The sequence below is a fragment of the Halomicrobium katesii DSM 19301 genome (assembly GCF_000379085.1).
GTDB classification, from domain to species: Archaea; Halobacteriota; Halobacteria; order Halobacteriales; family Haloarculaceae; genus Halomicrobium; species Halomicrobium katesii.
This window is the reverse complement of sequence record NZ_KB905378.1, coordinates 2,224,319-2,251,110: the sequence shown is the minus strand read 5'-3', so window position 1 is coordinate 2,251,110 and position 26,792 is coordinate 2,224,319. Positions and strand designations below refer to the sequence as shown.

The window sequence follows — 26,792 nt, the reverse complement described above, 5'->3', positions numbered from 1 at the left end:
CCGACGGTGTCAGGAAGACTGCTGGTCCTCGACCCAGTTCTGGTACTCGTCCTGCGGGAGGACGCGTACCTCACCGAGCATCTGCGAGTGACCCGAGCCACAGTATTCGGCACAGTACAGCTGGTAGGTGCCGGTCTCGGTGACGCGTGTCTGGATCGTGTTGTGCTGTCCGGGCATGGCGTCCTGTTTCAGCGCGAGCCCCGGAACGTGGAAGGCGTGGAGCCAGTCCGTCGAGGTGACCGACAGCCGGACCGTCCGGTTGGCCGGCAACACCAAGGTTCCGCCGTTGCTCAGCCTGTTGTCGGCGCTGTACTCCTGGGACGTGTTGGCGGCGGTGCCGTTGTAGTTGAACGTCCAGGCGTACTTCTGGGCCACCACTTCGACTTCGAGCGGCTCCTCGCCGGTGTCGAGTTGCTGTGTCGACTGGGCGGTGACCATCGGCTCGGCCATGACCTGATACGACGCGACGCCGACGAACAGGAGGATGATCGCGGTCGCGACCGTCCAGGTGATTTCGAGGCGTCGGTTCTCCATCGTCGGAAGCGGCTCGTCGTTCTTGCTGAACCGCCATACGGTGTAGATCAGGATGCCCTCGACCAGCACCGTGATCGGGATCGCGACGGACAGGAGGTCCATGTTGAGCCCCCAGATGAGCTCCGACGTCTCCGAGGCAGACGGCTGGGCGACGGCCGGCTGTGTCAGGGCGGCGAACGCGATCGCCCCGAACAGCGCGACGAGCCCGGCTCGATCTCTCTTCATGCGTATTCGCCGCTTAGTATTTCGGAGGTAAATAGCTGCTGTCTTGAGCCAGTGCCCGCCGCCGCGGTCGCGGTTCGAGGCGGTCGGCCACGCCGAGTGTGCGCCGGCGTCGGGTCAGCGACCGGGGCGAATCAGGGGGTCTAAGTGCAGGCATCCACAGGTTCCAACAAGGAGACAACGAACGATGAACGGCCGCCGCCCACGGTTCACGACGATGCTCGCCGCGAGTGCGGTTGGCGTCTACCTGCTGGTCGTCGCTGGCGCGACGACTTCGATCGCCGACGCCGTCCACGCCTGTACGACGTGGCCGACGTGTGAAGGGCCGATTCTCGGAGACGTGGGACTCGCGATCGCCTGGACCCACAGGCTGCTCGCGGCCGCGGTCGGTGCGCTGGTAGTCGGCGCGGCCGTCGTCGGCGTCCGTACCGGTGCCAGACGACGGGTCCTGGGGACGCTCGCGGTCGCGCTGGTCCTCTATCCCGTCCAGATCGCGCTCGGCGCGTTCGTCGCGCTCAACGGGGCTACCGCTCCGTTCCCGGGTGCCCACCTCGCGACGGGCATGGCGATCTTCGCCGCCCTCGTGGGCGCGCTGGCGTGGCAACTGGAAGCCGAGACGGGGACCGACGACGAGACGCCGGTGACCGAGACGGTCGAGGTGCCCGAGATCGACGACGGGCCCGAGGGGCCGCCGATCGGCGCGCTCTCGACCCGCGAGCGCATCACTGCGACCGCGTTCGCGTACTTCCGGCTGACGAAGCCCCGGCTGATGTGGCTGCTCTGTCTCGTCGCGGCGGCCGGGATGGCACTGGCGGCCGCACACGTCGCCGGCCCCGCGAACCCGGACCTCGCGACGTCGACGATCCTGCTGACCCTCGGTGGGGGCGTGCTCGCGATCGGCGCGTCGGGGACGTTCAATCACGTCCTCGAACGCGACATCGACAAGCGGATGGACCGAACGTCCGACCGACCGATCGCGACCCACCAGCTCCCGGTCCGGAACGCGCTGGCCTTCGGGATCGCGCTGGCCGTGGCCTCCCTCGCGCTGTTCTGGCAGGTCAACGCGATCGTGGCCGCGCTCGGACTGGCGGCGATCCTGTTTTACAGCGTCGTCTACACGCTCGTCCTCAAGCCCAACACCGTCCAGAACACCGTCATCGGCGGGTTCGCTGGGTCGCTGCCCGCGCTGATCGGCTGGGTCGCCGTCACCGGGAGCTTCGACCTGCCCGGGCTCGCGCTGGCGGGCATCATCTTCCTGTGGACGCCCGCCCACTTCTACAACCTCGCGCTGGCGTACAAGGAAGACTACGCCAGGGGCGGCTTCCCGATGATGCCGGTCGTCCGCGGCGAGACTGAGACGCGAAAGCACATCGTCTACTACCTCGGCGCGACGCTGATCGCGGCCGGCGTCATGGTCTCGATCACGTCCCTCGGCCCGCTGTACACGCTCACGACGGCGCTACTCGGTGCCGTCTTCCTGTGGGCGGTCGTTCGGCTCCACCGCGAACGGACCGAGCAGGCGGCCTTCCGGGCGTTCCACGCCTCGAACGCCTACCTCGGGGCGCTGCTGATCGCGATCGTCGTGGACGCACTCGCAATATGAGCACGACCACGTACTCGATCGACCGGTTCGAGCTCGACCGGGGGATCCTCCTGTGGGGACTGCTGGTCCTCAACACGGAGCTGCTGTTGGTCCTGGGCTACGTCTTCCTCGGCAGCAGCCAGGTCACCGGCGTCGAGCCGCTCGTGATCCCGTTCGTCTGGATCAACGTCTCGCTGTGGGTCTTCGCGCGTGCGGAGGTCCCGCGAACGTCCGATCGCCAGCGGGTGATCGGGCTCGTCGTCGCAGTGGCGTACTTCGGGCTCCTCACCTACTTCGGCGGGCTCTGGGGCGCGGGTGTCCCGGAGTTTCCGACGCAGTTCCGAATCGCGTGGTTCTCGCTGCCACCGGGCTGGGCACCGGCCGTACTGCTCAACAGCGACCTCCTCCGCGTGAGCGTCATCCCCTACCAGCTGGTGGGCTATCTCGCGCTGGCGTACCTGGTGTACGCGACGGTGCTGGACGCGGCCGGTTCGGCGATCACGGGCGTGCTGGGGCTGCTCTCGTGTGTCTCCTGTTCGTGGCCGATCCTCGCGTCGATCTTCTCGACGGTACTGGGCGGCTCCGCGGCGCTGGCCGGTGAGCTGTACGACCAGTCCTACCTGCTCTCGACGGTCGTCTTCCTCGTGACGATCGCGCTGCTGTACTACCGACCGGGCTGGCAGCGCGGCTATAGTAGCCGTTGAAGCTCAATGCGCACCCGATCGCACGACAGCAGTGCGATCGGTGTGTACATCGTTTCAATTGTTACTATAGAACGGGAGTTCTACGTCCACCGGCCGCGGACGAATGGCGACCGTCGCGAGCCATCCCTGAACGCGTGCGAGCAGGTTACAGAGGTGCAGCGAGAGGAGTCCGAGCACTGCGCCTCCGGCGGAGACCGCGAGGGCCTCTCGCAGCGTCGTCACCTGCCAGGAAGTGATGGTAAAGGGCAGCGTGATCACGGCCGCACCGTCCCAGAACTGGACGACGTAGGACAGCGAGAACTCCACGGGACCGGTCAGGTAGAAGCCAAGCGAGGTCGTGTCGTAGTACAGCGGTGCCAGCAGGAGACTCGCGACGAGGGCGAAAAGCACCGTCAACACGACGAACGTCACGACGCCGACGACGAACTTGGCCGCAAGGTAGGCGATGCCGACCCACGTCCCGAGGTCGGTGATCGGCTGTCTGACGTAATCGCGCCAGTCGTCGGTCTCGGTGTCTCGATCCAGCGGGATCGAGCGGTCCAGCAGCCGACAGGCCAGCCAGCGTTCGAAGACGAGGAGCCGATCGGAGACGACGAGGACGCCGATCAGGACCGGGAGGCCGACGACGACCGAGAGCAGCATGACTCCAAGCGGGACGCCGGCGACCAGCAGCGTGAAGTAAAACAGGCCGAGCGGGAACGTCAACGCCAGATAGAGGAGGTTCTTGTAGGTCTGTGCCCGTACGACGACACCGAGGACCGGCGGGGACGACAACGAATGTCCCTTGATCTGGCGGGACCGGAGACTCATACCGATACGTATCAATGGCTCAATGCAAAAAACTACTCTTTTCCGGGCTCCGCGAGGGGTGTCCGTATGAGCACCGTCGAAATCGAGTACTGCGTTCCGTGTGGCTTCCGGGAGCGAGCGATCGAGATGAGCGAGGCGATCCTCAACGGTTGTGAGCGAGAGCTGGAGGAGCTGTCGCTGGTGATGGGCGACCACGGCGTGTTCCGGGTCAACGTCGACGGCGAGACGGTGTACGACAAAGCCGAGGACAGCGCCGAACTGGACGAGGTCGTTCGGACGGTTCGGTCGGCGCTGTGAGCGGGGTGCGTGTCGCTTTCGGACCGGGGTATAGTAGCCATTGAAAATCAATGCACACCCGATCGCACGACGGCAGTGCGATCGGTGTGTGAATCGTTTCAATTGTTACTATAGCACACCGCGGCCGAGCGCGGTGGCGAGTCGAAGCGTCTTTCGGCGACACGACCGGACCACAGCGTATGGACGAGGTACTGGTCGCCGAGGACGTACGCCGCAGTTACGGGGACACGGTCGCGGTCGACGGCGTGTCGCTGTCGCTGGGTGCGGGAGAGGTGTTCGCGCTGGTCGGCCCCAACGGCGCTGGAAAGACGACGCTCGTGCGAGCGCTGACGGGGACGACCGACGCGGCGGGACGAGTCGAACTGTTCGGCCAGTCGCCGACGGCGATCGACAGAGCTCGGATCGGGCTGCTCCCACAGGACTTCACGCCACACGAGCGGCTCACGGCGACGGAGCTTGTCTCGTACTACGCCGGGCTCTACGACGACGCTCGCTCCGTCGAGGACGTGCTCGCGGACGTGGGTCTCGAAGCGGATTCCGACACCTGGTACGAGGAACTGTCCGGCGGCCAGCGCCGACGGGCCTGCGTCGCGACGGCGCTGATCAACGACCCCGACCTGCTCGTGCTCGACGAGCCGACGACGGGGATCGATCCGGCCGGCCGGCGCTCGCTGTGGCGACTGCTCTCCGGGCTGGCCGACCGCGGCGTGACGATCCTCGTGACGACCCACTACATGGAGGAAGCCCACCGGCTGGCCGATCGGGTCGGACTGCTGGCCGACGGCTCTCTCGTCGCGGTCGACAGTCCCGAGGCGCTCGTCGCCGAGTACGGCGGACAGCGAACGCTCACGGTCGGTGGGACGTTCGACCCGTCGGTCGCACAGACGCTGGATCGACCGGTCGAGGTCGGTGAGGACCGGCTCGTCGTCTTCGATGTCGACCCCGCGGAGATCGGCGGCGTGGTCGCGACGCTCGACGGGGCCGGCGTCGAGTACGACGAACTCGCCTGGAGCGAGCCCGATCTGGAAGACGCCTATCTCGAACTGACCGGAGACGCCGTCGGTGCGGTCCGGGGCGGTGCGGGTCGGCCGGCGACGGCAGTCGGGGGTGAGCAGTCGTGAGCCGCATCGGTCGGATCGGTGCGGAACTCACGGCCGCCCGGAAGGCCTTCCTGCGGCGACGGACGGCCGTCTTCTTTACGTTCTTCTTCCCCCTGTTGATCGTCGTGATCTTCGGAGCGCTGGTCCAGACTAGACCCGGCGACGGCGGGCTGTTCACCGAGTCCCCGGCCTTCTACGTGCCGGGCTATCTCGCGGTCGTCGTCCTCTTTACCCCGCTGTCTCGCGTCGGCAGCGAGGTCGCGCGACACCGCGACGGCAACCGCTTCGAGAAGCTCGCGACGACGCCGCTGACCCGCCCGGAGTGGCTGGTCGGTCAGAGCCTCGTCAACGTTGGCGTCATCGGCCTCGCCAGTCTGCTCGTGCTGGGTGTGATGGTGCTGTTGACCGGTGCGTCGATCGTGGTGACCCCCGCGACGGTCGTGCTCACGGCGCTGTTCGTCGCGGTCGGCGTGGCGCTGTTCTGTGGCGTCGGCGCGTTGCTGGGGAGCTACGCCGACTCTCAGGACGGCGTCATCGCGGCCTCTAACGGGGTCGCACTCCCGCTGCTGTTCCTCTCGGAGACGTTCGTCCCGACGAGCCTGCTGCCGGGGTGGCTGCCGACGTGGCTCTCGCCGCTGACGTACTTCTCGCGGGGCGTCCGGGCGGTCGCGACGCGGGGCGACGTGGCCGGCGGCGTCGAACACCTCGCGGTGCTGACAGCCGTCGGTGTCGTGGTCTTCTTCGCCGGTGCGCTCGCACTCCCTCGGACGGACTGATACGGATTATTGTAGCGATTTACCGGTGATCGTCGCCACGGAGTAGACGATCACCAGTAAGCAACTACAAGAAACCGTATGATACGGAACGTTGTCGTTGCGTATGACCGGAACGGGCCGACGCCGCCGGGACGCTACCGCGGCTGCCACATGTAGACGTGGTTCAACATGACGTAGGTCACCAGGCCGAGAAAGAGGCTCAGCGACCACGCGGCGGCCGCGATGCGTCCCACGCGGGCGTGGATCGTCTCGCAAAGCTCTGCCGGCGAGTGGGTCAGCCCGAGCACGACGGCGTGTAACACGACCGGGACCGAGACGGCGGACAGGAGGATGTGGACGGCGAGCATCGCGATGTAGGCACCCCAGACGACCCCCTCGGCGAGGATCTCCTTCTCGAAGCCCGCCCCGACCTTCGTGAGGTAGAGCACGAGAAAGAGCATGATGAGCCCGAAGGCGGTGAGCATCGCCGCCCGGTGTTTCCGGACCGCGTCGTTCCTGATGAAGTAGACGCCCGCCAGGATCGAACAGAGCGCGAAGAAATTGACGACGGCGATGGCGTCCCCGAGCAAGATGACCGCGTCCGTCGAGATCTCGGGCAGGGGGAGCGTCCCGGTGAACGCGCCAGCGACCAGCGCGTATCCGATCAGCGACAGGACGGCCGTGACCGCACGCGGCCGAGCACGAGCGCGCGACTGGAGTTGTGCGACTGCCATTGTTCGAATTCGGTCCCGCAGCGTGTTTGTGCTTTCCGGTCGCCCGGGATCGGCGGGTGCCAGCCACCGTCAGAGTGAAACCGGTCGGCGTGGTAGGACCTGCCATGAGTGCGGACCAGCAAACGGAGGGGCAACGCATCCGCTGTCTCGTCGCCAAGGTCGGACTCGACGGCCACGACCGGGGTGCACACGTGATATCGCGGGCGTTCCGCGACGCCGGCTTCGAAGTGATCTACTCCGGGCTCCACCGCGCCCCCGAAGAGGTCGTCCAGGCGGCCGTACAGGAGGACGTGGACGTGCTCGGCATCTCGATCCTCTCGGGTGCGCACAACACGCTGGTCCCACAGATCCTCGACGGGCTCGAAGAGTACGGCGCGTCCGAGGACACGCTCGTCATCGTCGGCGGGATCGTCCCCGACGACGACAAGGACGAACTGCTGGGCCTGGGCGTCGCCGAGATCTTCGGTCCGGGCGCGTCGATGGACGAGATGATCGAGTACGTTCGCGAGCACGCGCCCGACCGGGAGCGATGAGCGACCTCGTCGAGGACCTGCTCGCGGGCGAGCACCGGGCGCTGGCGAGAGTGATCAGCAAGATCGAGGACCGCTCGCCGGGGTACCGCGAGATCGTCTCCGAACTGCACCGCCACACCGGATCGGCCGACGTGATCGGCGTCACCGGCTCGCCCGGCGCGGGCAAGTCGACGCTGGTCGACAAAGTCGCCGCGACCTACCGGGAACGTGGCGAGACCGTCGGCGTCATCGCGATCGACCCTTCCTCGCCGTTTACCGGCGGGGCCGTGCTGGGCGACCGCATCCGAATGGGCTCGAACGCCGGGGACATGGACGTGTTCTTCCGGTCGATGTCCGCACGCGGGTCGCTCGGCGGGCTGTCGACGGCGACGACCGACGCGGTCACCGCGCTCGACGCCTTCGGCAAGGACAGGGTCATCATCGAGACCGTCGGTGCCGGGCAAAACGAGATCGACATCGTCAGAACGGCAGACACCGTCGCAGTGCTGGTCCCGCCCGACAGCGGCGACGACGTGCAGATGCTCAAAGCGGGCATTCTGGAGATCGCCGACCTGTTCGCGGTCAACAAGGCCGACCTCGACGGGGCGAACCGGACCGTCCAGCAGCTCAAAGAGATGCTCCACTACGGCCAGGGACGGGCCGGGAGCGACGCGGACGACTGGGAGCCGCCGGTGATCGAGACGATCGCCGACAGCGGCGAGGGCGTCGAGGAGTTCATGGCGGCGGTCGACGACCACCTCGACTACCTCGACGCGTCGGGCCAGCGCGAGGCCAAGCAGCGCTCTCGCTACGCCGCCGAGATCCGGGCGCTGGTGCGGGCAGACACCAACGACCTGCTCGAAGCCGAGCTGGCCCAGCGCGGCGGGATCGAGGCGTACGTCGACGAGATCGTTGCCCGCGAGTCCGACCCGTACACCGTCACCGAGGAGATCGTCGCGCCGCTCAGGGAGTGTCTCGACGCGCCCAGTCAGGACTGATACGGAAAGTTGTAGGCGTTTACCCAGTCGACCGCACGACGGCGTGCGGTCGATCTGGTAAAGACCTACAACTTTCCGTATGACCCACCGCCGCGGGTCGCGGTTCGGGCAGTGATTATTTATCCGACAGGCACTTCCATTGAGATATGAAACTCCGGAACCTCCTGGGAGTCGCTGCGGGCACGGTCGGGCTGACGGCGGTCGCGAACCGATTGCTGGCGGCGCGGGCCGGCGAGTTCGAACCGCTGCTCTCGGGCACACAGCGGACCTACCGCTGGCGCGGGTTCGACGTGGCCTACACCGAGGCCGGGGATCCGTCCGATCCGGACCTCGTCCTGTTGCACGGTATCAACGCCGCCGCGTCGAGCCACGAGTTCCACGCCGTCTTCGAGGACCTGGCCGAGGACTACCACGTCCTGGCACCGGACCTGCCGGGCTTCGGTCACTCCGACCGGCCGCCGCTGCTGTACTCCTCGTCGCTACTGACGACGTTCGTCACGGACTTTCTGGCCGACAACACCACCGACGCCACCGTCGTCGCGTCGTCGTTGACCGGCTCCTACGCCGCTCTGGCGGCACGAGACGTGGACGTCGCGCACCTCGTGCTGATCAGTCCCACCGCCACGTCGATGGGCGGACGCCAGACGTGGCTGCGCTCGCTGTTGCGCTCGCCGATACTCGGACAGGGGATCTACAACCTCGTCGTCAGCAAGCCCTCGCTGCGGTACTTCCACGACGACCACGGGTACTACGACGTGGACAACCTCGACGAGGAGATCGTCGACTACGAGTGGCAGTCGGGCCACCAGCCCGGCGCTCGATTCGCCCCCGCGTCGTTCGTGAGCGGGTTCCTCGACAGCGAGATCGATCTGGCCGCAGAGCTGGCTGCCCTCGACGTGCCGGTGACCCTCGTCTGGGGACGGGACGCCGACATCACGCCCCTCTCGAAGGGTCGAGAGCTGGCAGACGAGGCCGACGCCCGGCTGGTCGTCTTCGACGACGCGTTGCTCGTCCCCCACGCGGAACACCCCGACCGGTTCGTCGACGTGGTTCGGGGCGAGTACGACGAAGCCGTCGCGTGAGCTATAGTAACAATTGATACGGACGGTTGTAGGCGTTTACCCAGTCGACCGCACGACGGCGTGCGGTCGATCTGGTAAAGACCTACAACTTTCCGTATGAAACGAGTTACACACCGATCGCACTACCGTCGTGCGATCGGGTGTGCATTGATTTTCAATGGCTACTATATCGCCGCCGGAAGACGACGGCCCGCTCGCCGGTCGTCTCCCGCTCGCCGATCTCGATCCCGACAGTCGTCCCGATTTCGACGGCGTCGGGTTCGACCCCGCGGACGAGACCGGTGATCGAGACGGGTCCGAAGTCCGCGATCGCAGTGACGTAGGGCGCGTCGTCCTCGAACTGCGGCGTGGCGACGTGGACGGTCGTGTGGGTCGCGATCGTTCCCGCATCGGGCAGCGTCTCTCGGGACAGTTCGCGCGAGCCGCAGTCGGGACAGACCCGGCGGGGCGGCAGCCAGCCGTGGCCGTTCTCGCAGTCGAGGTAGTAGGGATCGCCCGTCGCGAGCGCGTCCAGCCAGTCGTCGAACGCGCCGTCGCGTGCGCGGTCGGTCATTCGCCCACCTCCAGACCCGCAGTCTGTCGGTTGCCCGCTCGCTCGCCCCGCTCGCTCGCGGGACCGCCGGGAGAGCGGCGCACTCCCGAGGCGGGCGCATTCGCGTCACGCCGTTCGCTCATTCGCCCACCTCCAGTACGTGGACCGTCGTGCTCGCGACCGTCCCACCGGCGTTGTGGGCGACGCCGACGGTGGCGTCTGGCACCGCGTCGGCGCGGGGATGGGAGCCGTCGAGGACCCACGCGATCGTCGCGAGCTGTGCGACGCCGGTCGCGCCGACCGGGTGCCCCTTCGCTTTCAGTCCGCCCGAGAGGTTCACCGGGAGCTCCCCGTGGCGAGTCGTCGTCCCGTCGCGGGCGGCCGTGATGGCCTCGCCGCGCTCGAACAGCGCCAGCGACTCCAGTGCGAGCACCTCGGCGATCGTGAAACAGTCGTGTACCTCCGCCACGTCGACGGCGTCTGCCCCGATCCCGGCGTCGTCGTAGGCCTCCCGTGCGGCCTTGTCGGCGGCAGGGGTCTGTGCGTAGTGAGCGCGGTCCTGGAGCGCGAGGTTGTCGCCGCCCTGTCCGGTCCCCGAGATCCGGACCGGCGCGTCGAGGTCGTGCTCGGCGGCGTAGGCCTCGCTGGTGACGATCGCCGCCGCAGCGCCGTCGGTGATCGGACAGGCGTCGTACAGTCCGAGGGGCTCGGCGACCATCGGGGCCTCCAGTGCGTCGGCGACGCTGATCTCCTTCTGGAGCTGGGCGTGGTCGTTGACCATCGCGTGCTCGTGGTTCTTGACCGCGACGTGCGCGAGGTCCTCCCGAGAGCCGCCGTACTCCTCGAAGTACGAGCGGGCCATGAGCGCGTACGCTCCGGGGAAGGTCATGCCGGCCCGAATCTCGTAGAGGTCGTCGGCCGCGATCGAGAGGGCGTCGGTCGCCCCGGCGGTCCCGATGTTGGTCATGCGTTCGGCACCGCCGACCATGACCACGTCGGCCTCGCCCGATCGGATCGCCTGGACGGCGCTCCGTATCGCCGCGCCGGCAGAGGCACAGGCGGCCTCGTAGCGCGTCGCGGGCGCGTCGACACCGACCATCTCGGCCATCAGCGGCCCCTGATGGCCCTGGTGTTCGGCGAGTTCGCCCATGAAGTTCCCGTAGTACAGTGCCTCGACGTCCGCGGCCGGGACGCCGGACTGGTCGAGCGCCTCCAGCCCGGCCTCCGCGAAGAGGTCACGGCCAGTGCGTTCGGGGTAGCTCCCGAACGCCGTGACGCCGGCCCCGGCAACGCGTGGGTCAGTCATTAGCCGATTGATCGGTCTCGGTAGTTAAATGCCTGCCGCCAGTGTGACCAGTTGCCACGAAACCGTCCGGTCAGAATCGCAATACGGCGCTATTTCTACCGGTCGTTCGATACATTCCTTCGTGGCGATTTACGACCTTCGTGGGCAACAGTTCGGCGGCGAGCGGACGGTCGCGCCTCACTCGACGATCTCGGCGATCTGGCGTGGCTCGCCCGAGAGGGAGGGCTCGGGTTCGACGATCTTGAGCACCTCGTGGTCGGTCACGTCCGGGTAAGACTTCCCGATCGCGTCCTCGATCAACGCCTTCTCCAGGCGAAATTCGGTTCCGTCGTACACCACGTCGACACCTTGCTCGTCGAACGAAAGGACGGTCATGCTCGCCGGTACGCGCAGGACGAACAAAAAGGGTTGCAGACGGCGACGACCGTCGAGGGCGTGGCGTCAGACGCCCGTCAGACGGCCGTCAGCCACAGCATGAGGCTTTAAGACCGCAGAAAACCGTATTGCACGCGTGCGACTCGGCTCCGATCCACTCGACCGACTGAGTATTCCCGACGGCACGACCGTCGAGGAACACGATCTGGTCACCGACGGGAACGTCATCGTCGGCGGCCAGAGCACGGTCGACTTCGGGGTTCGGGGCCACTCGGTCATGGCGGGCGAGCGTGTCTCCTTCGGCGGCCACATCGAGGCCGAGGGCGACTGCCGGCTCGACATGTGGTCGACCGTCGACGACAACGTGTTGGTCGGGGAGAACGCGTACCTCGGCGAGCGCGTCCAGATCGACGGGCAGCTGAAGGTCGCGGGTGACCTCGATATCGGCGACGACGTGGACATCGAAGACGGCTTCGAGGCCAACGGCTGGATCGTCATCCGCAACCCGATGCCGACGATCGTCTTCCTGTTCGTCTACCTCTCGCAGCTGCTCCGGGTCGGCGAGGAGGAGGCCGCCGAGGAAGTCCTCTCCTCGCTGACCGAGGACGACGGGCCGGACCACGACCCGCTGTTGATCCCTCGCGGCGCGACCGTGAGCGACGACCGCTGGCAGGTCTCGACGCCCGCGACGATCGGCGACGACTGCCGGCTCCACGGCAACGTCCGGGCCGAGGAACTGACGGTCGGACGCGACGGCGTGGTCTTCGGGAGCCTCCGGGCGAGGAGAGACGTTGCCGTCGGCCGCGGGACGGAGATCAAAGGCGACGTGACGACCCGGAGCGGCGACGTTCGGATCGGCCCAGGCGTCACTGTCTGGGGCGACGTGGTGGCGGAGAACGTCGCGCTCCACGAGAACGCCACCGTCGACGGGACGATGCGAGCCAGCGGCGAGATGCGGATGCACACTGACGAGGTGCTCGATCGTCCCGACGAGACGGCCGAAGCGATGGCCGAGGCCGCCGAGGAGCTCGGCGACGACCGGGCGGCGGTCGCCGCTGCCGACGAGACGGTCGCGGACGAACACGGCGAGACGAGCGCGGAGGAGGCGGGAGAGGCGAGCGACGAAGAGGGGAAAGCGAGCGACGAAGAAGCCGACGCGACGACGAGCGACGACGAGCCGGTCGAGGCACGCGAGTGACGTCGCCGACCCTCACTCGTCGATCGTGACGCCGGAGAACTCGAACCGTGCGCCGCCGTCCTCGCTCTCGGTGAGCGTGATCCGCCAGCCGTGGGCGTCGGCGATCCCGGAGACGATCGCGAGCCCGAATCCGGTCCCGTTGGGCGCGGTCGAGTACTGGGTGTCGAAGACCCGGTCGCGATCGGCCGCGGGAATGCCACGGCCGTCGTCCGCCACGTAGAAGCCGTCCGAGAGCGTCCCGACTCGGACCGTCGTGTCCGCTCCGGCGTGCTCGACCGCGTTGCGCAGGAGGTTTTCGAGGAGCTGTCTGAGCCGGATCTCGCTGGCGCGGATCCGCAGGTCGGTCTCGACGACGAGCGTCGCGTCGGCGGTCCGGAGGTTCTGCCAGGAGGTCTCGACGATCTTCGCGAGCGGGACCGTCCGGAACTCGCCCACGGCGTCGCCCTGGCGGGCCAGGGCGAGGATGTCGATGATCATGTCCTCCATGCGATCGATCGCGCGGTGACCGCGCTCGAAGTGCGCTCGATCGCCGGTCTCGGCCGCGCCGTCGAGTGCCCCACGCAACACCTGCAAGGGGTTCCGGAGGTCGTGAGAGACCACCGACACGAACTCTTCGAGGCGGTCGTTCTTGCGCTGGAGTTCGCGCTCGCGTTCCCGCTGGTCGCTCACGTCGCGGCTGATCGCCAGGAACCGCTCGCCGTCGTCGACGCCCAGGCAACGGATGTGGACTTCCGTGGGGAACGTCGTGCCGTCTCGACAGCGGAATTCGCCGTCCGAGCGACGCCTGTCGCCGGGCTCCATCTCCTCCCAGAGCGACCGGGCGCGCTCCGGATCGGCGGCCCGATCGAGGTCCCAGACGGACATGTCGGTCAGCGTCGACTCGTCGTAGCCGGTCATCTCGCGCATCTGGGCGTTGGTCTCGACGATCCGTCCCTCGGCGTCGTGGACGTTGATCATGTCGGGCGAGTGTTCGAACAGCGCCCTGAGCCGCCGCCTGGACTGTCTGAGCTCCGCCTGGCGTTCGTGTTCGCTCGTGACCTCTCGAACCGCGACGAGGAGCTTCTCGGCGTCCCCGCCGCTTCCGATCGGCCGGATCTGTGCCTCGTGGAACACACGTCCGTCCAGTGACTCGGGACCGATCGTGTACGATACCGCCTCGTCGCCGTCCAGACACTCCCGATACCGGGCTTCGATGTCGGGGCCGTGCTCTGGACCGAACACCTCGATCGGGGTCCGGCCTTCGATTTCTGGGACCGACGTACCGGCCAGCTCCGCGAGCCGCTCGTTACACCGGCGATACCGGCAGTCGTCTTCGGAGAGCTCGACGATCGCGACGCCACAGTCGACGTGCTCGAACACCGCCGTCCACTCGGACGGCGTGAGGGTGCGTGCGGTCGTCACCGCCGACGAGACGGCGGTCCGCACCCGTCGAGCCAGCAGCGTCGCCTGCTCCGTCGCCGGCCACTGGAAGACCTCGGTCGCGCCCGCATCGATCGCGTCGGCGGCGACTCCCGTCGCCGCGGCGTCCGTAGCGACGACGACCGGCAGCGCTGGCCGCCGCTCGTGGACGGCGTCGAGTGCGTCACGGACGAGCGGCGAGGACAGACCGCGGTCGACGACGACACAGTCGAAGGCGTCGGCGTCCGCTTCGAGCCGTCCGACCATCCCGTCGATCCCGGTGACGGTGTCTACCCGAAAGTCCTCACCGGACCGGTTCAGCACCGCCCCCACGTCGTCACCGTCCTCCGGCTGCCCACGGACAGCCAGGATCCGAATCGTGGATTGCACTGGATTATTGTTTGCGCCGTCGTACAAAAGTTCGACTCCTAGATCGGGAAACGATATCGGCCAGACAGCACCAGAGCGGTCGGAAGTCGGCGGCCGTCCGAGGACGGAGTTACGACACGCCGCGGTGTCACTCACGGGCACCGGTGCTGCGGGGAACCGAAACCCCCTTTTCCGTGACCGCGGTAGCTGGTGGCATGCTCTCTGTGGCGCTGGCGGGCAAGCCAAACGCCGGCAAGTCTACGTTCTACACCGCCGCGACCGAATCGGAGGTCGACGTGGGGAACTACCCGTTCACGACCATCGACGCCAACCGCGGCGTCAGCTACGTCCGGACCGACTGTCCCTGTCTCGACCGGGCGGAGCGCTGTGGCGACGAACACTGCCGGGACGGCACGCGCTACGTCCCTGTCGAACTGCTCGACGTGGCCGGTCTCGTCCCAGGAGCCCACGAGGGGCGCGGACTGGGCAACCAGTTCCTCGACGAGTTGACCAACGCCGACGTGATCCTCAACGTCGTCGACGCCTCCGGCGGGACCAACGAGGAGGGCGAACCGGTCGAGATCGGCGACCACGACCCCGTCGAAGACGTCGACTTCGTCGAGACGGAACTGGACCTCTGGCTGGCCAGCATCGTCGACCGCAACTGGGAGGCCGTCGAGCGGGCGTCCCGGTCGCCCGACTTCGACCTCGACGCGGAGCTGACCGACATGCTCACCGGCGTCGGAGCGACGCCCAAAGACGTGGCGACGGTGCTGCGAGAGATGAGCTATCCCGAAGACCCGATCGCCTGGACCGACGACCACCGCGAGACACTGGCCCGAGAGATCCGCCTGCGGACCAAACCCATCGTCGTCGTCGCCAACAAGGCAGACATCGCGCCCCCGGAGAACGTCGAACGGCTCCGTGAAGCCGCCGAGGTAGTGGTCCCGACGACCGCCGACGGCGAACTCGGCCTGCGCCGGGCCGCGGACGCGAGCGTCGTCGACTACGATCCCGGCGACGACGACTTCCGGATCCTCGGTGACGTGAGCGACGACCAGCGAGAGGGGCTCGAACAGATCCGCGAGGTGATGGACGAGTGGGACGGGACCGGCGTTCAACAGGCCCTCGACCGCGCCGTCTACGATCTCCTGGACATGCTGACGGCCTACCCGGTCCAGAGCGAGAGCAAGTGGACCGACGGCCAGGGCAACGTCCTCCCGGACGCCTTCCTGCTCCCCGACGGCTCGACGCCGAAAGATCTCGCCTACGCGGTCCACTCGGACATCGGCGAGGGGTACCTCCACGCCGTCGACGCCCGCGAGGACCGGCGGATCAGCGACGATCACGAACTCTCTGAGGGCGACGTGGTCAAGATCGTCAGCTCGAACTAGACCGCCGTAGCCACCGAGAATCGCTCTACAGCGGCTCCAGCGACACCGCGGCCACCAGCACCGCGAGGAAGACGTACGAACCACGGATCAAGAGCTTCGTCGCGAGCTCCGGCCCGGCGTCGCGCGCGAGGAGCGCGACCCCGAGGAAGGCGACTGCCGCGAGCCCACCGCTGGGCGGGATGCCCGGCAGCGTCAGCGCCGCGGCGACGACGGCGACCATCCCGGCGAGCATCAGTCGGTACGCGACGCGGCGCGCGCGGGCAGGGCCGAAGACGACCGCGACGGTCCGCTTGCCGATCGACCGATCGTAGTCGTAGTCGGTCGCGTCGTCGATCACTTTGATCCCCGAGAGGACGACGAGAAAGACGGCAGCCAGCGCGAGCATCGTCGCGGTCAGAGTCGTCGTCTGGACGTAGTAGCCGCCGAGCAGTGCCAGCGCGATCCCGGTGGGGTAGCCGGCAGTCGCCGTCAGCGGGTGCATGTCCAGTTGGGGCGCGTGGTGGAACCCGATCAGCCAGCCCGGCAACGTCAGCAGCGCGGCCGGGAGATTCACGAGGACCGCGAGCGCGACCGTCGCCGCCACGAACCCCGCCGTCGACAGCGCCAGCGCGACCCGACAGCCACGTTCCGTGAGCGGATGGGTGTCGTCCTCGCCGCGCCCGTAGAAGTCGACGTAGCCGTCCTTGACGTGGGCCGTGTACAGCGCACAGAACACCGCGACGGCGTGGAGCGCGGCGAGTCCGACTGAGAACGACGAGCCGTACAGCCCCCCGAACAGCGACGCCGCGACCGGCGGGAGCATGAAGATGGGGTGGATCTGAGAGGCGAGTGCGCGAACCGCCGGAACCGGCCCCCGTCTCTCGGTGGCGAGTGGCATATGCGACACGTCGAACCGAACTGACAAAAAGTCGGGCCCCGCCGGTCGAACAGAGCGTCGGTGTCCGTGCTACGCCCAGTTACCGCGATCGAGGACGAACCCGGAGACGTGAGACGCCAGTTCTCGGGCCGCCCGCTCGCTGTGGGCGTGCAGCTCGCCCGAGACGTGGCCGGCCTCGCCGCCCACGCCCTCCGCCTCGGAGACCGGGTCAGTCTCCGTCGGGTAGTCCCGGCGCGAGCGGACCCGATCACGGAGCGACTGGACGACGCCGCTGGTGAGGCGAGCGTCGAGGTGCTGGAGGTCGTACGTGACGATGTACCCGCGGTCGGCGTTCCGGACGGCGAGTACCGGCTCGCCCCGGTCGCGACAGCGATCCCAGATCGCGCGCTGCTCGTCGCGACTCTCGTAGACCGGAACGTTCGACGATGCCAGGAGATCCATACGGCTACTGTACGGGTCGGGAGGGTAATGTGGCTATCGGCTACTGCACCGTCACGTAGCTCAGGACGGCGATCGCGACGAACTGCAGGCTCCGGAGGACGAGGACGGCCTGCTGGACGTGTGGATCACCGGCGTAGAGACTCGACATCGAGAAAAAGAAGTAGACCGCGACGGCGTTCTCCGCGAGCATCGCGACGGCGAAGACGACCAGTCCGCCCACGAGATTCGTCCGGAACGTCGAGTAGTTGCGGATCCAGATCCCGATCAGTGGCAACAGGATGAGCACGTTCAGCGCCGCCAGCGCCGAGGCCGCCTTGATGAGTGGTCCCATCGCCATTATTCGATCCGCTCCATGATCTCCTCGAACGTCTCTCGGTTCCGCTCGAACCGATCGGTCAGGAAGTACAGTTTCGCGTAGTCGGTGTCGCCCGGTTCGACGACGTCGTGTTCGATCAACTGGTCCATGTGGTGTCGGATCGTCTTGTAGCCCACGTCGAGTTCCTCCGCGAGTTCGTTTGCGTTCATCGGTCTATCTGAGAGCGCGTCGATAATTCGAGCGCGATTTTCCCCACCTCGTGTCGCAGTCAGTAGATACCAGAGGGCCTTCTCCATCGCACCATCTTGAAATAATTCCAGCGGCGTCGATTATAGTCCTGTCCATCGAGTCGGCACGGTGTCAGTGACGGGGCGGGCGCACAAAACGGTTGTTCGAACGCCGTCCCGAAAGTGGGTCGAATGTGACCCACATCGCGGACCGGCCAGACATCGGGGCGACGCCGTCGGTCTGTGTCCGGCTACCGACGCGTCGCCTCCTCGGGACCGACTGTCGTCGGTGTCTTATCGAGGCTGTGCGAGCACGCGAAGCACGTCGCTGGTGTCGGGGTAGTCGTAGCCGTTGATCGTCTCGACCGGTGCGACGGTGCCACGCTCGACCAGACCGACGCCGGCACCTCGCTGGCGCTGGACCTGGTTCTCGCCGACGCCTGGCTCCTCGTTGATCTCGGTCCCCGCGTCCCAGAGGTCGACGCGGTCGGTCACGTCGCCCTGGACCGACTGTTCGTCCGAACTGAGTGGAATCCCCGTCGCGCCCCCCAGCGCGTAGAAGAGGTCGTTCGACGGAACGAACATCGTCACCATCGAGAGGTACAGGTCGTCGGTCGCCAGTCGCTCGGTCTCGAAGTCGTAAGAGTGGTTTGGCAGTAGCGGACCGGGTTCGTCGCTACCGGCCGGAACTGCCTGAACACCGGCGTCGTGGACCGTCTCGCGTTCGCCGAGCGACGCGGCGAGGGACTTGGGCGAACCGTCTTCGGCGACGCCTTCGAGCCCGTTGCCTCGCGCCGGCTCACCGGCGGTGAAGATCGGTTCGTCGGCTTCGTGGACCGCGTAGACGACCGGCGAGAGCGGGACCGGCTGCTGGGCCGCGTCCCCCTCTGCCGTCGTCTGGAGCGTCTGTCCGTCCGAGACGTTCGTGACACGAACGTTGTACCGGAGCTCCTGTGTGCTCTGTACGGTCGCCGCGACCGTCCCGGTCCCACCCAGCAGGACGGCTCCGGCACCCGCAACGAAGCCGCGTCGTGATACCCGTCGACCGTGCGATTCCTCCGTCGTCGCTGTGTTGTCGTCCGTCATCGTAGTTCAGTGCCAGCTGGCACGAGTGGTCGAACGGAGGTTGATTTAAAGAGAGTTTTTCTGAAACGATCCACACTGTGGGCTAATTCCGTTCCAAATTCGACTCAGATGTCGGCCAGTCGGGGGAACGGACCGGAGCCGTCGGCGAGAACCGCAGTCACGCGCCGGAGCGCGCTCCCGAGGACGAATCCACAGACCGCGATCGGCACCCCGAAGACGATCGCGAACAGGGCCGCGGTGCCGACGGCGTCGGGAAGCGAGACGACGCTCGCGCCGTACTCGTAGGTGAGGGTCGTGCCGTACCGAGCGACGCCGACGCCGAACACCGGGCCCGCGACCAGCAGCGTCGTCGGCAAGAGTCCGGAGTTGACCGCGGCGCTCGCGGTGGCGAGGACGAGCAGTGCCGCGACGCCGAGGAAAACGGTCAGTGCGGGATCGGTCCCGTACCAGGTGCCACGGACCCACGCCTCCAGCGTCGCGTATCCCATCGTCGAGCGAACCCACCACGTCGTCAGAAGCGCCAGTGGCACCGACAGCAGTCCGGCGAGCAACGACACCTCCAGACGGCGGCCGAACAGTCCGTTACGCACGGGGCCGGCCAGCGCGCGCTTGACCGGACCGGAGAGGAGAGCACTCAGCCACTCGGTGACGCGCGCGAGTGTGGACCGAGAGAGGGTCCAGGCCAGCCGGACAATGGACAGGCACAGTTTCAGCGCGGTTCGGAGGCTCGCGGCCGTCCACGAGAGGGCCGCGAGAGCGACCGAAAGGGCTCGTGCGACGCCGCTGGGAGGGAGCGTTCAGGGCTCATCAGTCAAACGTTCTCCGGCAGTGATATTAGACGTTCCGGAGTTACTGGACGGCCGCGAGCGCCTCGTCCATGATCGACAGCGCCTCTTTCAGCGTCTCCACGTCGACGGGGTACGAGATTCGGGCGTAGCCCGCGCCCTGGGCACCGAAGGCCTCACCGGGGACGACGACGACGCCGCGCTCGATGCACTCGTCGACGAACCCGTCGGGCACCTTCGGCATCGCGTAGAAGGCACCCTCGGGCGTGGGACACTCCAGTCCGATGTCTTCGAGGCCGTCGAGCAACACGTCACGACGCTGCTCGAAGGCGGCCCGCATCTCCTCGACAACGTCCTGAGGTCCCGACAGGGCCGCCTCGGCCGCGAACTGGGCGGGCGCGCTCGCACAGGCCTGTGCGTACTGGTGGACCCGCAGCATGCGCTCGATGCGGTCGCTGGCACCCGTGACCCAGCCCAGCCGCCAGCCGGTCATCGAGTAGCTCTTCGAGCAGGCGTTGACGACGACGACGTTGCCGCCGTCGTCGAATTCGGCGGGACTGCGGTGCTCGCCCTCGAAGACGATGTGCTCGTACACCTCGTCGGAGAGACAGAGCACGTCGTGCTCGTCTGCGATCCGGGCGAACGCGCGCATGTCGTCTGGGGACTGGACCGCCCCGGTCGGATTGGCCGGGCTGTTGACGATGAAGGCGGCGGTGTCGTCGGTGATCGCTTCCTCGACGGTCGCCGGGTCGAGCGTCAGATCGTCCCGCAGCGGGACCGGCTTGGGCGTCCCGCCAGCGAGGTGGGTCAGCGCGTCGTAGGAGACGAAGCCGGGGTCGGGGAAGATCACTTCCTGGTCCGCATCGACGTGGGCCTCCAGCGCGATGTGCAGCGCCTCGCTGCCGCCCGAGGTGGCGATCACGTTCTCCGGGTCCACGCTCATGTCGTTGTCTCGCGCGTGCTTGTCCGCGATCGCTTCCCGCAGCTCGCGGGTCCCCTTGTTCGACGTGTAGGCGTCTGCGTTCCCCGCCTGGATCGCCTCGATCGCAGCTCGACGGGCGTGGTCTGGCGTCGGGAAGTCCGGCTGGCCCAGCCCGAGGTTGATCGCGTCCTCGCCCGCGGCCTCGAAGACCTCGCGGATCCCCGAGATCGACACCTGCTCGACTCGACGGGAGAACTCTGTCATACTCTACCGGCCGGCTTCGGAGCCGATAACTCTTGATGATCCGGCCGCTGGCGGCGACGATACACGGTGGCCGCGCCCGCTCCGGATCACTCGTCGGCGGCCGCCCGCAGATCGTCGATGTGGGCTTCCAGTCGGCGCAGGGCCGCGTCGGCGTCGTCGTACCCCCGGTCGTAGTCGGCGTAGCAGTCGTCGGCCGCTGCGAGGAACTCGTCGACGGCGTCTTCGAGATCGCTCATACCGCGGGTTCGTCGCCCGCGTACGGAAACCCTGCGATTTCGGACCGACCCGTCAGGCATTTGCCCGAGCCAGCCCGAGTGAGAGGCGATGGGACTCACCTACGACGACCGGGCCGTCGTCGTCGGGGAGACGCTGGTACTGGCAGACCTCCACGTCGGCAAGGGGTCCTCGAACCTGGAGCTGCCGGTCGGAGACAGCACGGACACGCTGGATCGACTCGACGGGCTGCTGGCGCGCCACGAGCCCGAGACGGTCGTGATCGCTGGCGACCTGTTACACTCGTTCACCACGGTCCCGCGGACGGTCTCGGACACCGTCGCGGAGATCCGGCAGCGCTGTCGCGCACACGACGCGCGCCCGATCGTCACGCCCGGGAACCACGACACCATGCTCGACTCGGTGTGGGACGGGGCGACCACGTCCGAGTACGCGGTCGGCGATACCGTGATCTGTCACGGCCACGAAGCGCCGGAGACCACGGCCAAGCGGTACGTCGTCGGCCACGACCACCCGACAATCGAGATCGAGGGCCAGCGCCGGCCCTGCTACCTCGTCGCCGAGGACGCCTACGAGCGCGCGGACGTGGTGATGGTGCCGGCGTTCAACCGCCTGCTCGCTGGCGTGCGGGTCAACGAGATGCGCGCCGACGAGTTCATGTCGCCGCTGATCCAGTCGGTCGACCAGTTTCGGCCGCTCGTCTGGGACGAGGCCGGCGACGAACGCCTCGATTTCCCCCCGCTCGGGGAGTTCCGGCAGCTGCTGTAGCGTTCGAAGCGGCAGATATTTGGCCCGTGACGGTGGATCGGCGGATATGGTTGCGACCAACGCCGCAGTGGCACTCATCGTCACGACGATCGTCGCGCTCGCGTTGCTAACGCTGGCGACGGTGTACTACGTGCCGAAAGTGCTGCCGGGAAACGACGAGCACGGCGAGGGAGACGACGAGGGAAATGAGCGCCCGCCCGGCGGTCACGCCGCCTGATACTGTCGGCCCTTTTCGAGGTATTCGAACTACAGAGGCGACGCCGAGAGATCACTCGCCGTCGCCCAGCCACGCGTCCTCGATGCGGACCGCGCCCCTGTCGCCCTCCCACTCCGTGTCGTAGGAGAGTCTGATCGGGCGATCCATGTGGGGGCCGTCGGTGACGAGCGTCTCGAACTCCCCGCCCTCGCCGAGAATGTGGACGCCGTACTCCTCGTTGAGCGTCGTCAGTTCGTCCAGCGCGGTCTCGTCGAGCGTGCGCCCGAGCCAGGACTCGTCCAGTCCGTAGGCGGCCACCTGGATGATCTGGATCTCGAACCCGGCCGCGAGCATGGCGTCGGCGAGTGCGCGCGGCTCCTCCTGCCAGAGCGGGGCGAACAGCTCGGCGTCGAGGCGATCACACATCGCCCGGATCCGGCTCGTCTGATACTCGCTCTCGACGGCCCCGGCGGTGACGCCGGCCACGCCGCCCGGAAGCTCCGCGTCGAGCGTTTCCAGTGCCGCCTCCAGTGGCTCCAGTTCGGCGTCGCCTTGCTGGCCCGAGTCGACGGCGCTCTCGGCCGAGAGGTCGCCGGGCTCGACGTCGACGAGTTCGATCCCGATGCTCTCGGCAGCGAGCGTCGCCAGCGAGGTCGCCGGGATGTGGTACATGTACGAGTCGTCGGACGGGTGGACGGTGACGAGTCGCTGCACGTCGCGGCCGCTCTCCAGGGCGCGGTACAGCGCCCACGCGGAGTCTTTGCCGCCCGAGAACAGACTCACCCACGCGTCGGTCATACCCGCCCTTGCCCGCGACCGAATAAAGCGATGTGGATTCCCGCAGCAACGCCTTTGCCGTCGGCGTGTGAACGTCGGGACATGTACGACCGAATCCTGTTGCCGATCGACGGCAGCGACGGGGCGAGGCGGACGGTCGATCACGTCGCCGAGATCGCGGCCGACCAGGACGCGTCGGTGACCGCGCTGTTCGTCGCGGACACGACGCTGGACTCGGTGACTCGCATCGAGGGCGACATCGTCGACTCGCTGGTCGAGACCGGCGAAGAGATCGTCGAAGAAGCGGGGACGATCCTCGCGAGCAGCGGCGTCGACTACGAGACGGACGTCGTCTCCGGCGGCCCCGCGCGGACCGTCGTCGACTACGCCGATCGGTACGGCTTCGACCTGATCGCGATGCCGACACACGGGCGGACGGGGATCTCACGGCGGCTGCTTGGCAGCGTCACCGAGACGGTGATCCGGCTGTCCCAGATACCCGTGTTGACGATCCGTCTGGCAGACGAGACCAGAACGACGTTCCCCTACGAACGGCTCTTGCTGCCGACCGACGGGAGTCCGGCGGCGACCGCGGCCGTGGAACACGGACTCGACCTGGCGGCCGCGCTGGACGGGACGCCACACGCGCTTTCAGTCGCCGAGTCGGGCTCGGTCCTCGGACTGGGTGGTGACGGAAGCAACCCTCAGTCCGCCGCCGAGACGGCCGTCGAGAACGTCGAGCCGATGGCGAGCGAGCGCGACATCGGCACGCTCGTGACGGCCGTCGAACACGGGTCGCCACACGAGGCGATCACGGCGTACGTCGACGCGAACGATATCGACGCGATCGTGATGGGAACGACGGGAACGCGAGGGATCGGCGAGATGCTCCTGGGCACCGTCGCGGAGCTGGTCGTCCGGACGGCACCGGTACCGGTGATCACTGTCACGGCCGAGGAGTGACCGGCGGTAGCCTACTCGACGAACTCGTCTTGGACGCTCGACTGGCTGAAGTACGCGGCAAAGCGGACGCCGATCAGGCTCACGAGGATCCCGCCGAGGATGAACACCGCGAGCCGTGGGCCTCGCTCCAGCGTGACGGCCTCGATCAGCACCGGGCCGATCGTCGCCGGTCCGATCTGGAACTGGCCGATGGCCCCGGCCCGTTCGAGGAAGTACTCGGAGAACCCTCGGACGACCAGTCCGACGGCGATCGTCCCGAACGGGAGGTTGACGTACGCCGAGCGGATGGAGTCGCGCTGCATGAGTTCGTCGATGAGCCGGCCGGTTGCGGCCGCGAGTGCCGCCGCCGTGAACCACGGCACGCCGTCGAACGCGAAGCGCATGGCGTGGATGAACGCGCTCTGGTCGCCGGTCGATCGCACGCCCAGCGCACCCACGAAGACGCCGACCAGCGCCAGGCCGGCGGCGACCACGTAGGTGACCAGCGACACGCGCCCGGAGTACAGCGCCGCCTGGATCTCGCCGGGGAGCCGCGAGAGGTACTCGTCGATCCCCAGCCCCTTGTAGATGAGGAACGCGCCGACGGCGGCCGCGATGGCCCCGACGGCGAAGGTGGGCGACGTGACCAACAAGAGCAAGGGGAGCGCGATCAGTGCGATCCCCAGCGGGACGAGGACGGTCTTTCGCAGTTCCTCGTCGGCGAGGAACTGCTTGAGCAGGTAGTACGTCGATTCGATGTCGCGGGCCTGCCGGACGACCACGCGGTCGACCGCGTCGACGCGCAGGCGACTCTCGATGATCGGGACCAGCCGCTCGTCCTCCGCGCTGTCGACGACGACGACCGCGGAGTCGGGATCGTGGACCTCGACCAGCTCGTCGACCTGTCTGGCGACGCTCCGGTCGGCGCTGACGCCGTCGCCGCGGTCGCCGACCACCGTCACGATGGCATCGTCGCCGTCGGCTTCGAGGTCGTTGGTCACCCGCAGCCCTTCCAGCATCGTGTTGACGCGGCTGTCTTCCGGGTCCGTGAGGCCGACCTCGGTCACGAGTGCCTCGACGGCGTCGTAGCCCGCGACCGGGAGCGATGTGTCTGGCGGAAACGTCCCCCCGCGGTCGATACAGACCACCAGCGTCGTCACGTACGTCTGGTCACGTCGCCCGGATAAAAATCCTCGCCAGGGCGACGGCCTACCGACGGAACGAGAGCCCGTCGAGATCGCCCTCGAACGCGCTCGCGACACCGGCCCCGAGCGCGAAGGCGGCCGTCTGAGCACCGGTCTGGAGCCTGCCGGCCAGCCCGCGGGACGGCTCGAACGCCTCGACGGTGATCGGCTCGCCCAGTTGCTCCTCTAGCTTCGCCTCGACGTCCCGCCGCGTCCCGATCTCGTCGACCAGCCCCAGCTCGTGGGCCTCGCTGCCGAGGAAGATCCGGGCCTCGGTGTCGCGGATCTCGGCGGCGTCCATCTCCCGCCCCTCGGCGACGGTGTCGACGAACTGCTCGTAGTAGTCGTCGACGATCGACTGGAGGTAGTCGCGTTCCTCCTGCTCGAACTCTTTGAGCGGGGTTCCGGCGTCTTTGAACGCGCCCGCGGTGAACTGTTCGTAGGAGAGTCCGACCCGGTCTGCGAGCTCCTTCGCGTTGACCCGCGAGCCGATGACGCCGATCGAGCCGACGATACTCCCCTCGCGCGCCCAGATCTCGTCACAGCCGGCGGCGATGTCGTACCCGCCGGAGGCACACACGTCCGTCGCGTAGCCGACGGTGGGGCCGTCGAAACGCTCGGCGGCCAGCCGGATGTCCTCGCTGGGAACGATCTCGCCGCCGGGCGTGTTCAGCTCGACGAGCAGCGCGTCGACCGCGCTGTCGTCGTCGGCGCGCTCGATCTGTTCGACGATGTCCTCGGCACGCGCACCGACCGGCGGACTGGCGAGCGAGCCGCCGCCGTCGCGACTGATCGGCCCCTCGACAGCAACCTCGGCGACGTTGTAGCCGGGCAGGATCGAACCGGCGAGCGAGCCACCGAGCTTGACGCCAGCCACGACCGCGACGACGACGAACAGTACACCGAGGAGATCGGCGAGGCTCCCCGGCAGGACGTAGAACGCGAGCCAGCCGACGACCCCCACTACGATCGTGACAGCGGCGACGAGCGACAGTCGGCCGACAGTGCGTGTCGTCGACATCGTCACTGGAACATTCCGAGCGGCTTCGCGCTCGTGGATTCGTCGTTTGCCTGCTGCATCTGGGCGGCCAGATCCGCCTTCGCCTCGCTGATCTCCTCGGCGTGTTCGACGAGCACCTGAGTGTCGATGTCGATGCCCGCGAGGGGCTGGACGCCGTCCCGCAGGACGACGCGGGCCGCCGCCGGATCGGGGAACTGCTTGTCCGCCTCGACGACGAGCCCGACGCTGTCGAGGCCCTGGCGCTGTGCGGCGTGGAGCAGGGCACCAGTCGGGCCGGTGACCGCGCCGTCGATCGTCGGCGCGCCGATGTCGGCCTCCGAGAGCAGCGCCGTCCCGTCGCCGGTCCCGACGCCGTACATCGACGCCGTCCCCTCGCGTTCGGTCGGCATCCCGCTGAGGTAGATCGGCGTCGTGTCGTTGTCGGCCAGCCAGCCCGTCAAGCAGGTAGCGAACTCGTCGGCGGTGCTCGGCGAGACCGGCGCGTCGCTCTGGAGGACGAGCAGATCCCGCTCCGCGTCGGCGTAGAGCCTGACCGGCGGCTTGAGCTGCTGGTCGCCCTGTCGGTAGACGGCGATCTCCGGGAGCCCGTCGCAGTGGATCGAGGCGTACTCGGTCATCTCGAAGGTCTCGACCAGGTGATCGGCCGCGATCTTGCCGACCAGCCCGACTCCCGGAAGCCCCTCGACGAGCGTCGGCGATTCCAGCGCGAGGTCGTCACGGTGGACTGCAATGTGTGCCATACCCGAACACAGCGCGTCCGTGGAGTTAACAGTCGGGGGCGGCCGTCGACTCGGCGATCGCCTCGGCCGCCCAGAGCGACCCCACTCCGAAACAGACAAGCGTGCGACCG

The 26,792-nt window shown here is 67.7% G+C and carries 33 protein-coding genes; 13 read left to right on the top strand and 20 right to left on the bottom strand.

Features of this window, described 5'->3' with window-relative positions:
- Positions 1-9 precede the first annotated feature (9 nt).
- Entirely contained in the window at positions 10-759 is a 750-nt protein-coding gene (gene coxB / locus HALKA_RS0111850; RefSeq protein WP_018258194.1) for a cytochrome c oxidase subunit II, read from the bottom strand.
- Between the two features lie 184 nt (positions 760-943).
- On the opposite strand from coxB, the gene cyoE reads away from it, so the two are divergent.
- The gene (gene cyoE, locus HALKA_RS0111845; RefSeq protein WP_026190289.1) at positions 944-2,359 is read left to right on the top strand and encodes a heme o synthase; all 1,416 of its coding nucleotides are present in this window, start codon (positions 944-946) and stop codon (positions 2,357-2,359) included.
- Positions 2,356-3,042 carry a DUF7546 family protein gene (locus tag HALKA_RS0111840; protein WP_018258192.1) on the top strand — a complete coding sequence of 229 codons (687 nt, stop codon included), beginning with the start codon at positions 2,356-2,358 and terminating at the stop codon, positions 3,040-3,042. The genes cyoE and HALKA_RS0111840 overlap by 4 nt, the downstream gene beginning before the upstream one ends.
- A 54-nt stretch (positions 3,043-3,096) precedes the next feature.
- Here the strand turns inward: HALKA_RS0111840 and HALKA_RS0111835 are convergent, their stop codons facing one another.
- Positions 3,097-3,852 (bottom strand): sensor domain-containing protein, encoded by a 756-nt coding sequence (locus HALKA_RS0111835; protein ID WP_018258191.1) that lies wholly within the window; start codon positions 3,850-3,852, stop codon positions 3,097-3,099.
- Positions 3,853-3,918: 66 nt separating this feature from the next.
- On the opposite strand from HALKA_RS0111835, the gene HALKA_RS0111830 reads away from it, so the two are divergent.
- The 3 genes from HALKA_RS0111830 (at position 3,919) to HALKA_RS0111820 (ending at position 6,025) form a co-directional block, all read left to right on the top strand.
- Entirely contained in the window at positions 3,919-4,149 is a 231-nt protein-coding gene (locus tag HALKA_RS0111830) for a SelT/SelW/SelH family protein (protein WP_018258190.1), read from the top strand.
- Between the two features lie 179 nt (positions 4,150-4,328).
- Positions 4,329-5,270: an ABC transporter ATP-binding protein gene (locus HALKA_RS0111825; protein ID WP_018258189.1), complete on the top strand. Its 942-nt coding sequence runs from the start codon at positions 4,329-4,331 to the stop codon at positions 5,268-5,270.
- Positions 5,267-6,025 carry an ABC transporter permease gene (locus tag HALKA_RS0111820; protein ID WP_018258188.1) on the top strand — a complete coding sequence of 253 codons (759 nt, stop codon included), beginning with the start codon at positions 5,267-5,269 and terminating at the stop codon, positions 6,023-6,025. Before HALKA_RS0111825 ends, HALKA_RS0111820 begins: the two co-directional genes overlap by 4 nt.
- Positions 6,026-6,159: 134 nt before the next feature.
- Here the strand turns inward: HALKA_RS0111820 and HALKA_RS0111815 are convergent, their stop codons facing one another.
- Complete coding sequence (locus tag HALKA_RS0111815; RefSeq protein ID WP_018258187.1) at positions 6,160-6,738, bottom strand: DUF420 domain-containing protein; 579 nt, start codon at positions 6,736-6,738, stop codon at positions 6,160-6,162.
- Positions 6,739-6,842: 104 nt separating this feature from the next.
- Between HALKA_RS0111815 and HALKA_RS0111810 the strand changes: the two genes are divergently transcribed.
- The 3 genes from HALKA_RS0111810 to HALKA_RS0111800 all read left to right on the top strand — a co-directional run bounded on the left by HALKA_RS0111810 (position 6,843) and on the right by HALKA_RS0111800 (position 9,330).
- The gene (locus tag HALKA_RS0111810) at positions 6,843-7,271 is read left to right on the top strand and encodes a cobalamin B12-binding domain-containing protein (RefSeq protein ID WP_018258186.1); all 429 of its coding nucleotides are present in this window, start codon (positions 6,843-6,845) and stop codon (positions 7,269-7,271) included.
- On the top strand, positions 7,268-8,248 hold the full coding sequence (meaB, locus tag HALKA_RS0111805) for a methylmalonyl Co-A mutase-associated GTPase MeaB (protein WP_015763753.1): 981 nt from the start codon (positions 7,268-7,270) through the stop codon (positions 8,246-8,248). Before HALKA_RS0111810 ends, meaB begins: the two co-directional genes overlap by 4 nt.
- Before the next feature lie 146 nt (positions 8,249-8,394).
- Positions 8,395-9,330: an alpha/beta fold hydrolase gene (locus HALKA_RS0111800; RefSeq protein WP_018258185.1), complete on the top strand. Its 936-nt coding sequence runs from the start codon at positions 8,395-8,397 to the stop codon at positions 9,328-9,330.
- 154 nt (positions 9,331-9,484) lie between these two features.
- Here the strand turns inward: HALKA_RS0111800 and HALKA_RS0111795 are convergent, their stop codons facing one another.
- From HALKA_RS0111795 to HALKA_RS0111785, 4 genes are all read right to left on the bottom strand, one after another.
- On the bottom strand, positions 9,485-9,883 hold the full coding sequence (locus HALKA_RS0111795; RefSeq protein WP_018258184.1) for a Zn-ribbon domain-containing OB-fold protein: 399 nt from the start codon (positions 9,881-9,883) through the stop codon (positions 9,485-9,487).
- The gene (locus HALKA_RS22150) at positions 9,880-10,005 is read right to left on the bottom strand and encodes a hypothetical protein (RefSeq protein ID WP_281170687.1); all 126 of its coding nucleotides are present in this window, start codon (positions 10,003-10,005) and stop codon (positions 9,880-9,882) included. The genes HALKA_RS0111795 and HALKA_RS22150 overlap by 4 nt, the downstream gene beginning before the upstream one ends.
- Positions 10,002-11,168 (bottom strand): thiolase C-terminal domain-containing protein, encoded by a 1,167-nt coding sequence (locus HALKA_RS0111790; RefSeq protein WP_018258183.1) that lies wholly within the window; start codon positions 11,166-11,168, stop codon positions 10,002-10,004. Before HALKA_RS0111790 ends, HALKA_RS22150 begins: the two co-directional genes overlap by 4 nt.
- Before the next feature lie 177 nt (positions 11,169-11,345).
- Positions 11,346-11,543, bottom strand: a complete 198-nt coding sequence (locus HALKA_RS0111785) for a DUF5800 family protein (RefSeq protein ID WP_018258182.1) — start codon at positions 11,541-11,543, stop codon at positions 11,346-11,348.
- A gap of 136 nt (positions 11,544-11,679) precedes the next feature.
- On the opposite strand from HALKA_RS0111785, the gene HALKA_RS0111780 reads away from it, so the two are divergent.
- Complete coding sequence (locus tag HALKA_RS0111780) at positions 11,680-12,741, top strand: polymer-forming cytoskeletal protein (RefSeq protein WP_018258181.1); 1,062 nt, start codon at positions 11,680-11,682, stop codon at positions 12,739-12,741.
- Between the two features lie 12 nt (positions 12,742-12,753).
- Here the strand turns inward: HALKA_RS0111780 and HALKA_RS0111775 are convergent, their stop codons facing one another.
- Complete coding sequence (locus HALKA_RS0111775; RefSeq protein WP_018258180.1) at positions 12,754-14,529, bottom strand: hybrid sensor histidine kinase/response regulator; 1,776 nt, start codon at positions 14,527-14,529, stop codon at positions 12,754-12,756.
- A gap of 194 nt (positions 14,530-14,723) precedes the next feature.
- On the opposite strand from HALKA_RS0111775, the gene HALKA_RS0111770 reads away from it, so the two are divergent.
- On the top strand, positions 14,724-15,902 hold the full coding sequence (locus HALKA_RS0111770) for a redox-regulated ATPase YchF (protein ID WP_018258179.1): 1,179 nt from the start codon (positions 14,724-14,726) through the stop codon (positions 15,900-15,902).
- 25 nt (positions 15,903-15,927) lie between these two features.
- Here HALKA_RS0111770 and HALKA_RS0111765 read toward each other — a convergent pair whose 3' ends face one another.
- From HALKA_RS0111765 to HALKA_RS21430, 8 genes are all read right to left on the bottom strand, one after another.
- Positions 15,928-16,779, bottom strand: coding sequence for a UbiA family prenyltransferase (locus HALKA_RS0111765; protein WP_018258178.1), 852 nt, complete (start codon positions 16,777-16,779; stop codon positions 15,928-15,930).
- A 69-nt stretch (positions 16,780-16,848) separates the two neighbouring features.
- On the bottom strand, positions 16,849-17,220 hold the full coding sequence (locus HALKA_RS0111760) for a hypothetical protein (RefSeq protein ID WP_018258177.1): 372 nt from the start codon (positions 17,218-17,220) through the stop codon (positions 16,849-16,851).
- Between the two features lie 40 nt (positions 17,221-17,260).
- Positions 17,261-17,557: a DUF8036 family membrane protein gene (locus HALKA_RS0111755; RefSeq protein ID WP_015763764.1), complete on the bottom strand. Its 297-nt coding sequence runs from the start codon at positions 17,555-17,557 to the stop codon at positions 17,261-17,263.
- Positions 17,557-17,832, bottom strand: a complete 276-nt coding sequence (locus tag HALKA_RS0111750; protein ID WP_026190288.1) for a winged helix-turn-helix domain-containing protein — start codon at positions 17,830-17,832, stop codon at positions 17,557-17,559. Before HALKA_RS0111750 ends, HALKA_RS0111755 begins: the two co-directional genes overlap by 1 nt.
- A gap of 225 nt (positions 17,833-18,057) precedes the next feature.
- A complete protein-coding gene (locus HALKA_RS0111745) occupies positions 18,058-18,849 on the bottom strand; it encodes a spondin domain-containing protein (protein ID WP_018258175.1) in 792 nt (263 codons plus the stop codon).
- 104 nt (positions 18,850-18,953) lie between these two features.
- Positions 18,954-19,439, bottom strand: coding sequence for a DUF8071 domain-containing protein (locus HALKA_RS19520; RefSeq protein ID WP_155119401.1), 486 nt, complete (start codon positions 19,437-19,439; stop codon positions 18,954-18,956).
- A gap of 259 nt (positions 19,440-19,698) precedes the next feature.
- Positions 19,699-20,820, bottom strand: a complete 1,122-nt coding sequence (locus HALKA_RS0111735; protein ID WP_018258173.1) for a pyridoxal phosphate-dependent aminotransferase — start codon at positions 20,818-20,820, stop codon at positions 19,699-19,701.
- Between the two features lie 86 nt (positions 20,821-20,906).
- A complete protein-coding gene (locus HALKA_RS21430) occupies positions 20,907-21,056 on the bottom strand; it encodes a hypothetical protein (RefSeq protein ID WP_018258172.1) in 150 nt (49 codons plus the stop codon).
- A gap of 88 nt (positions 21,057-21,144) precedes the next feature.
- Between HALKA_RS21430 and HALKA_RS0111725 the strand changes: the two genes are divergently transcribed.
- The gene (locus HALKA_RS0111725; protein ID WP_018258171.1) at positions 21,145-21,822 is read left to right on the top strand and encodes a metallophosphoesterase; all 678 of its coding nucleotides are present in this window, start codon (positions 21,145-21,147) and stop codon (positions 21,820-21,822) included.
- A 46-nt stretch (positions 21,823-21,868) separates the two neighbouring features.
- A complete protein-coding gene (locus HALKA_RS21425) occupies positions 21,869-22,039 on the top strand; it encodes a hypothetical protein (RefSeq protein ID WP_018258170.1) in 171 nt (56 codons plus the stop codon).
- A 51-nt stretch (positions 22,040-22,090) separates the two neighbouring features.
- On the opposite strand, the gene HALKA_RS0111715 is transcribed toward HALKA_RS21425, so the two are convergent.
- Positions 22,091-22,816: a diphthine--ammonia ligase gene (locus HALKA_RS0111715; RefSeq protein ID WP_018258169.1), complete on the bottom strand. Its 726-nt coding sequence runs from the start codon at positions 22,814-22,816 to the stop codon at positions 22,091-22,093.
- Between the two features lie 81 nt (positions 22,817-22,897).
- Here HALKA_RS0111715 and HALKA_RS0111710 point away from each other — a divergent pair, with 81 nt between their 5' ends.
- The gene (locus tag HALKA_RS0111710) at positions 22,898-23,758 is read left to right on the top strand and encodes a universal stress protein (RefSeq protein WP_018258168.1); all 861 of its coding nucleotides are present in this window, start codon (positions 22,898-22,900) and stop codon (positions 23,756-23,758) included.
- An 11-nt stretch (positions 23,759-23,769) separates the two neighbouring features.
- On the opposite strand, the gene HALKA_RS0111705 is transcribed toward HALKA_RS0111710, so the two are convergent.
- From HALKA_RS0111705 to HALKA_RS0111695, 3 genes are read right to left on the bottom strand one after another with little or no spacing between them, the layout of a single operon-like run.
- Positions 23,770-24,897 (bottom strand): DUF373 family protein, encoded by a 1,128-nt coding sequence (locus HALKA_RS0111705; RefSeq protein WP_018258167.1) that lies wholly within the window; start codon positions 24,895-24,897, stop codon positions 23,770-23,772.
- A gap of 49 nt (positions 24,898-24,946) precedes the next feature.
- Complete coding sequence (sppA, locus tag HALKA_RS0111700; RefSeq protein ID WP_026190287.1) at positions 24,947-25,942, bottom strand: signal peptide peptidase SppA; 996 nt, start codon at positions 25,940-25,942, stop codon at positions 24,947-24,949.
- 2 nt (positions 25,943-25,944) lie between these two features.
- On the bottom strand, positions 25,945-26,682 hold the full coding sequence (locus tag HALKA_RS0111695) for a proteasome assembly chaperone family protein (protein ID WP_018258165.1): 738 nt from the start codon (positions 26,680-26,682) through the stop codon (positions 25,945-25,947).
- Positions 26,683-26,792: the final 110 nt, after the last annotated feature.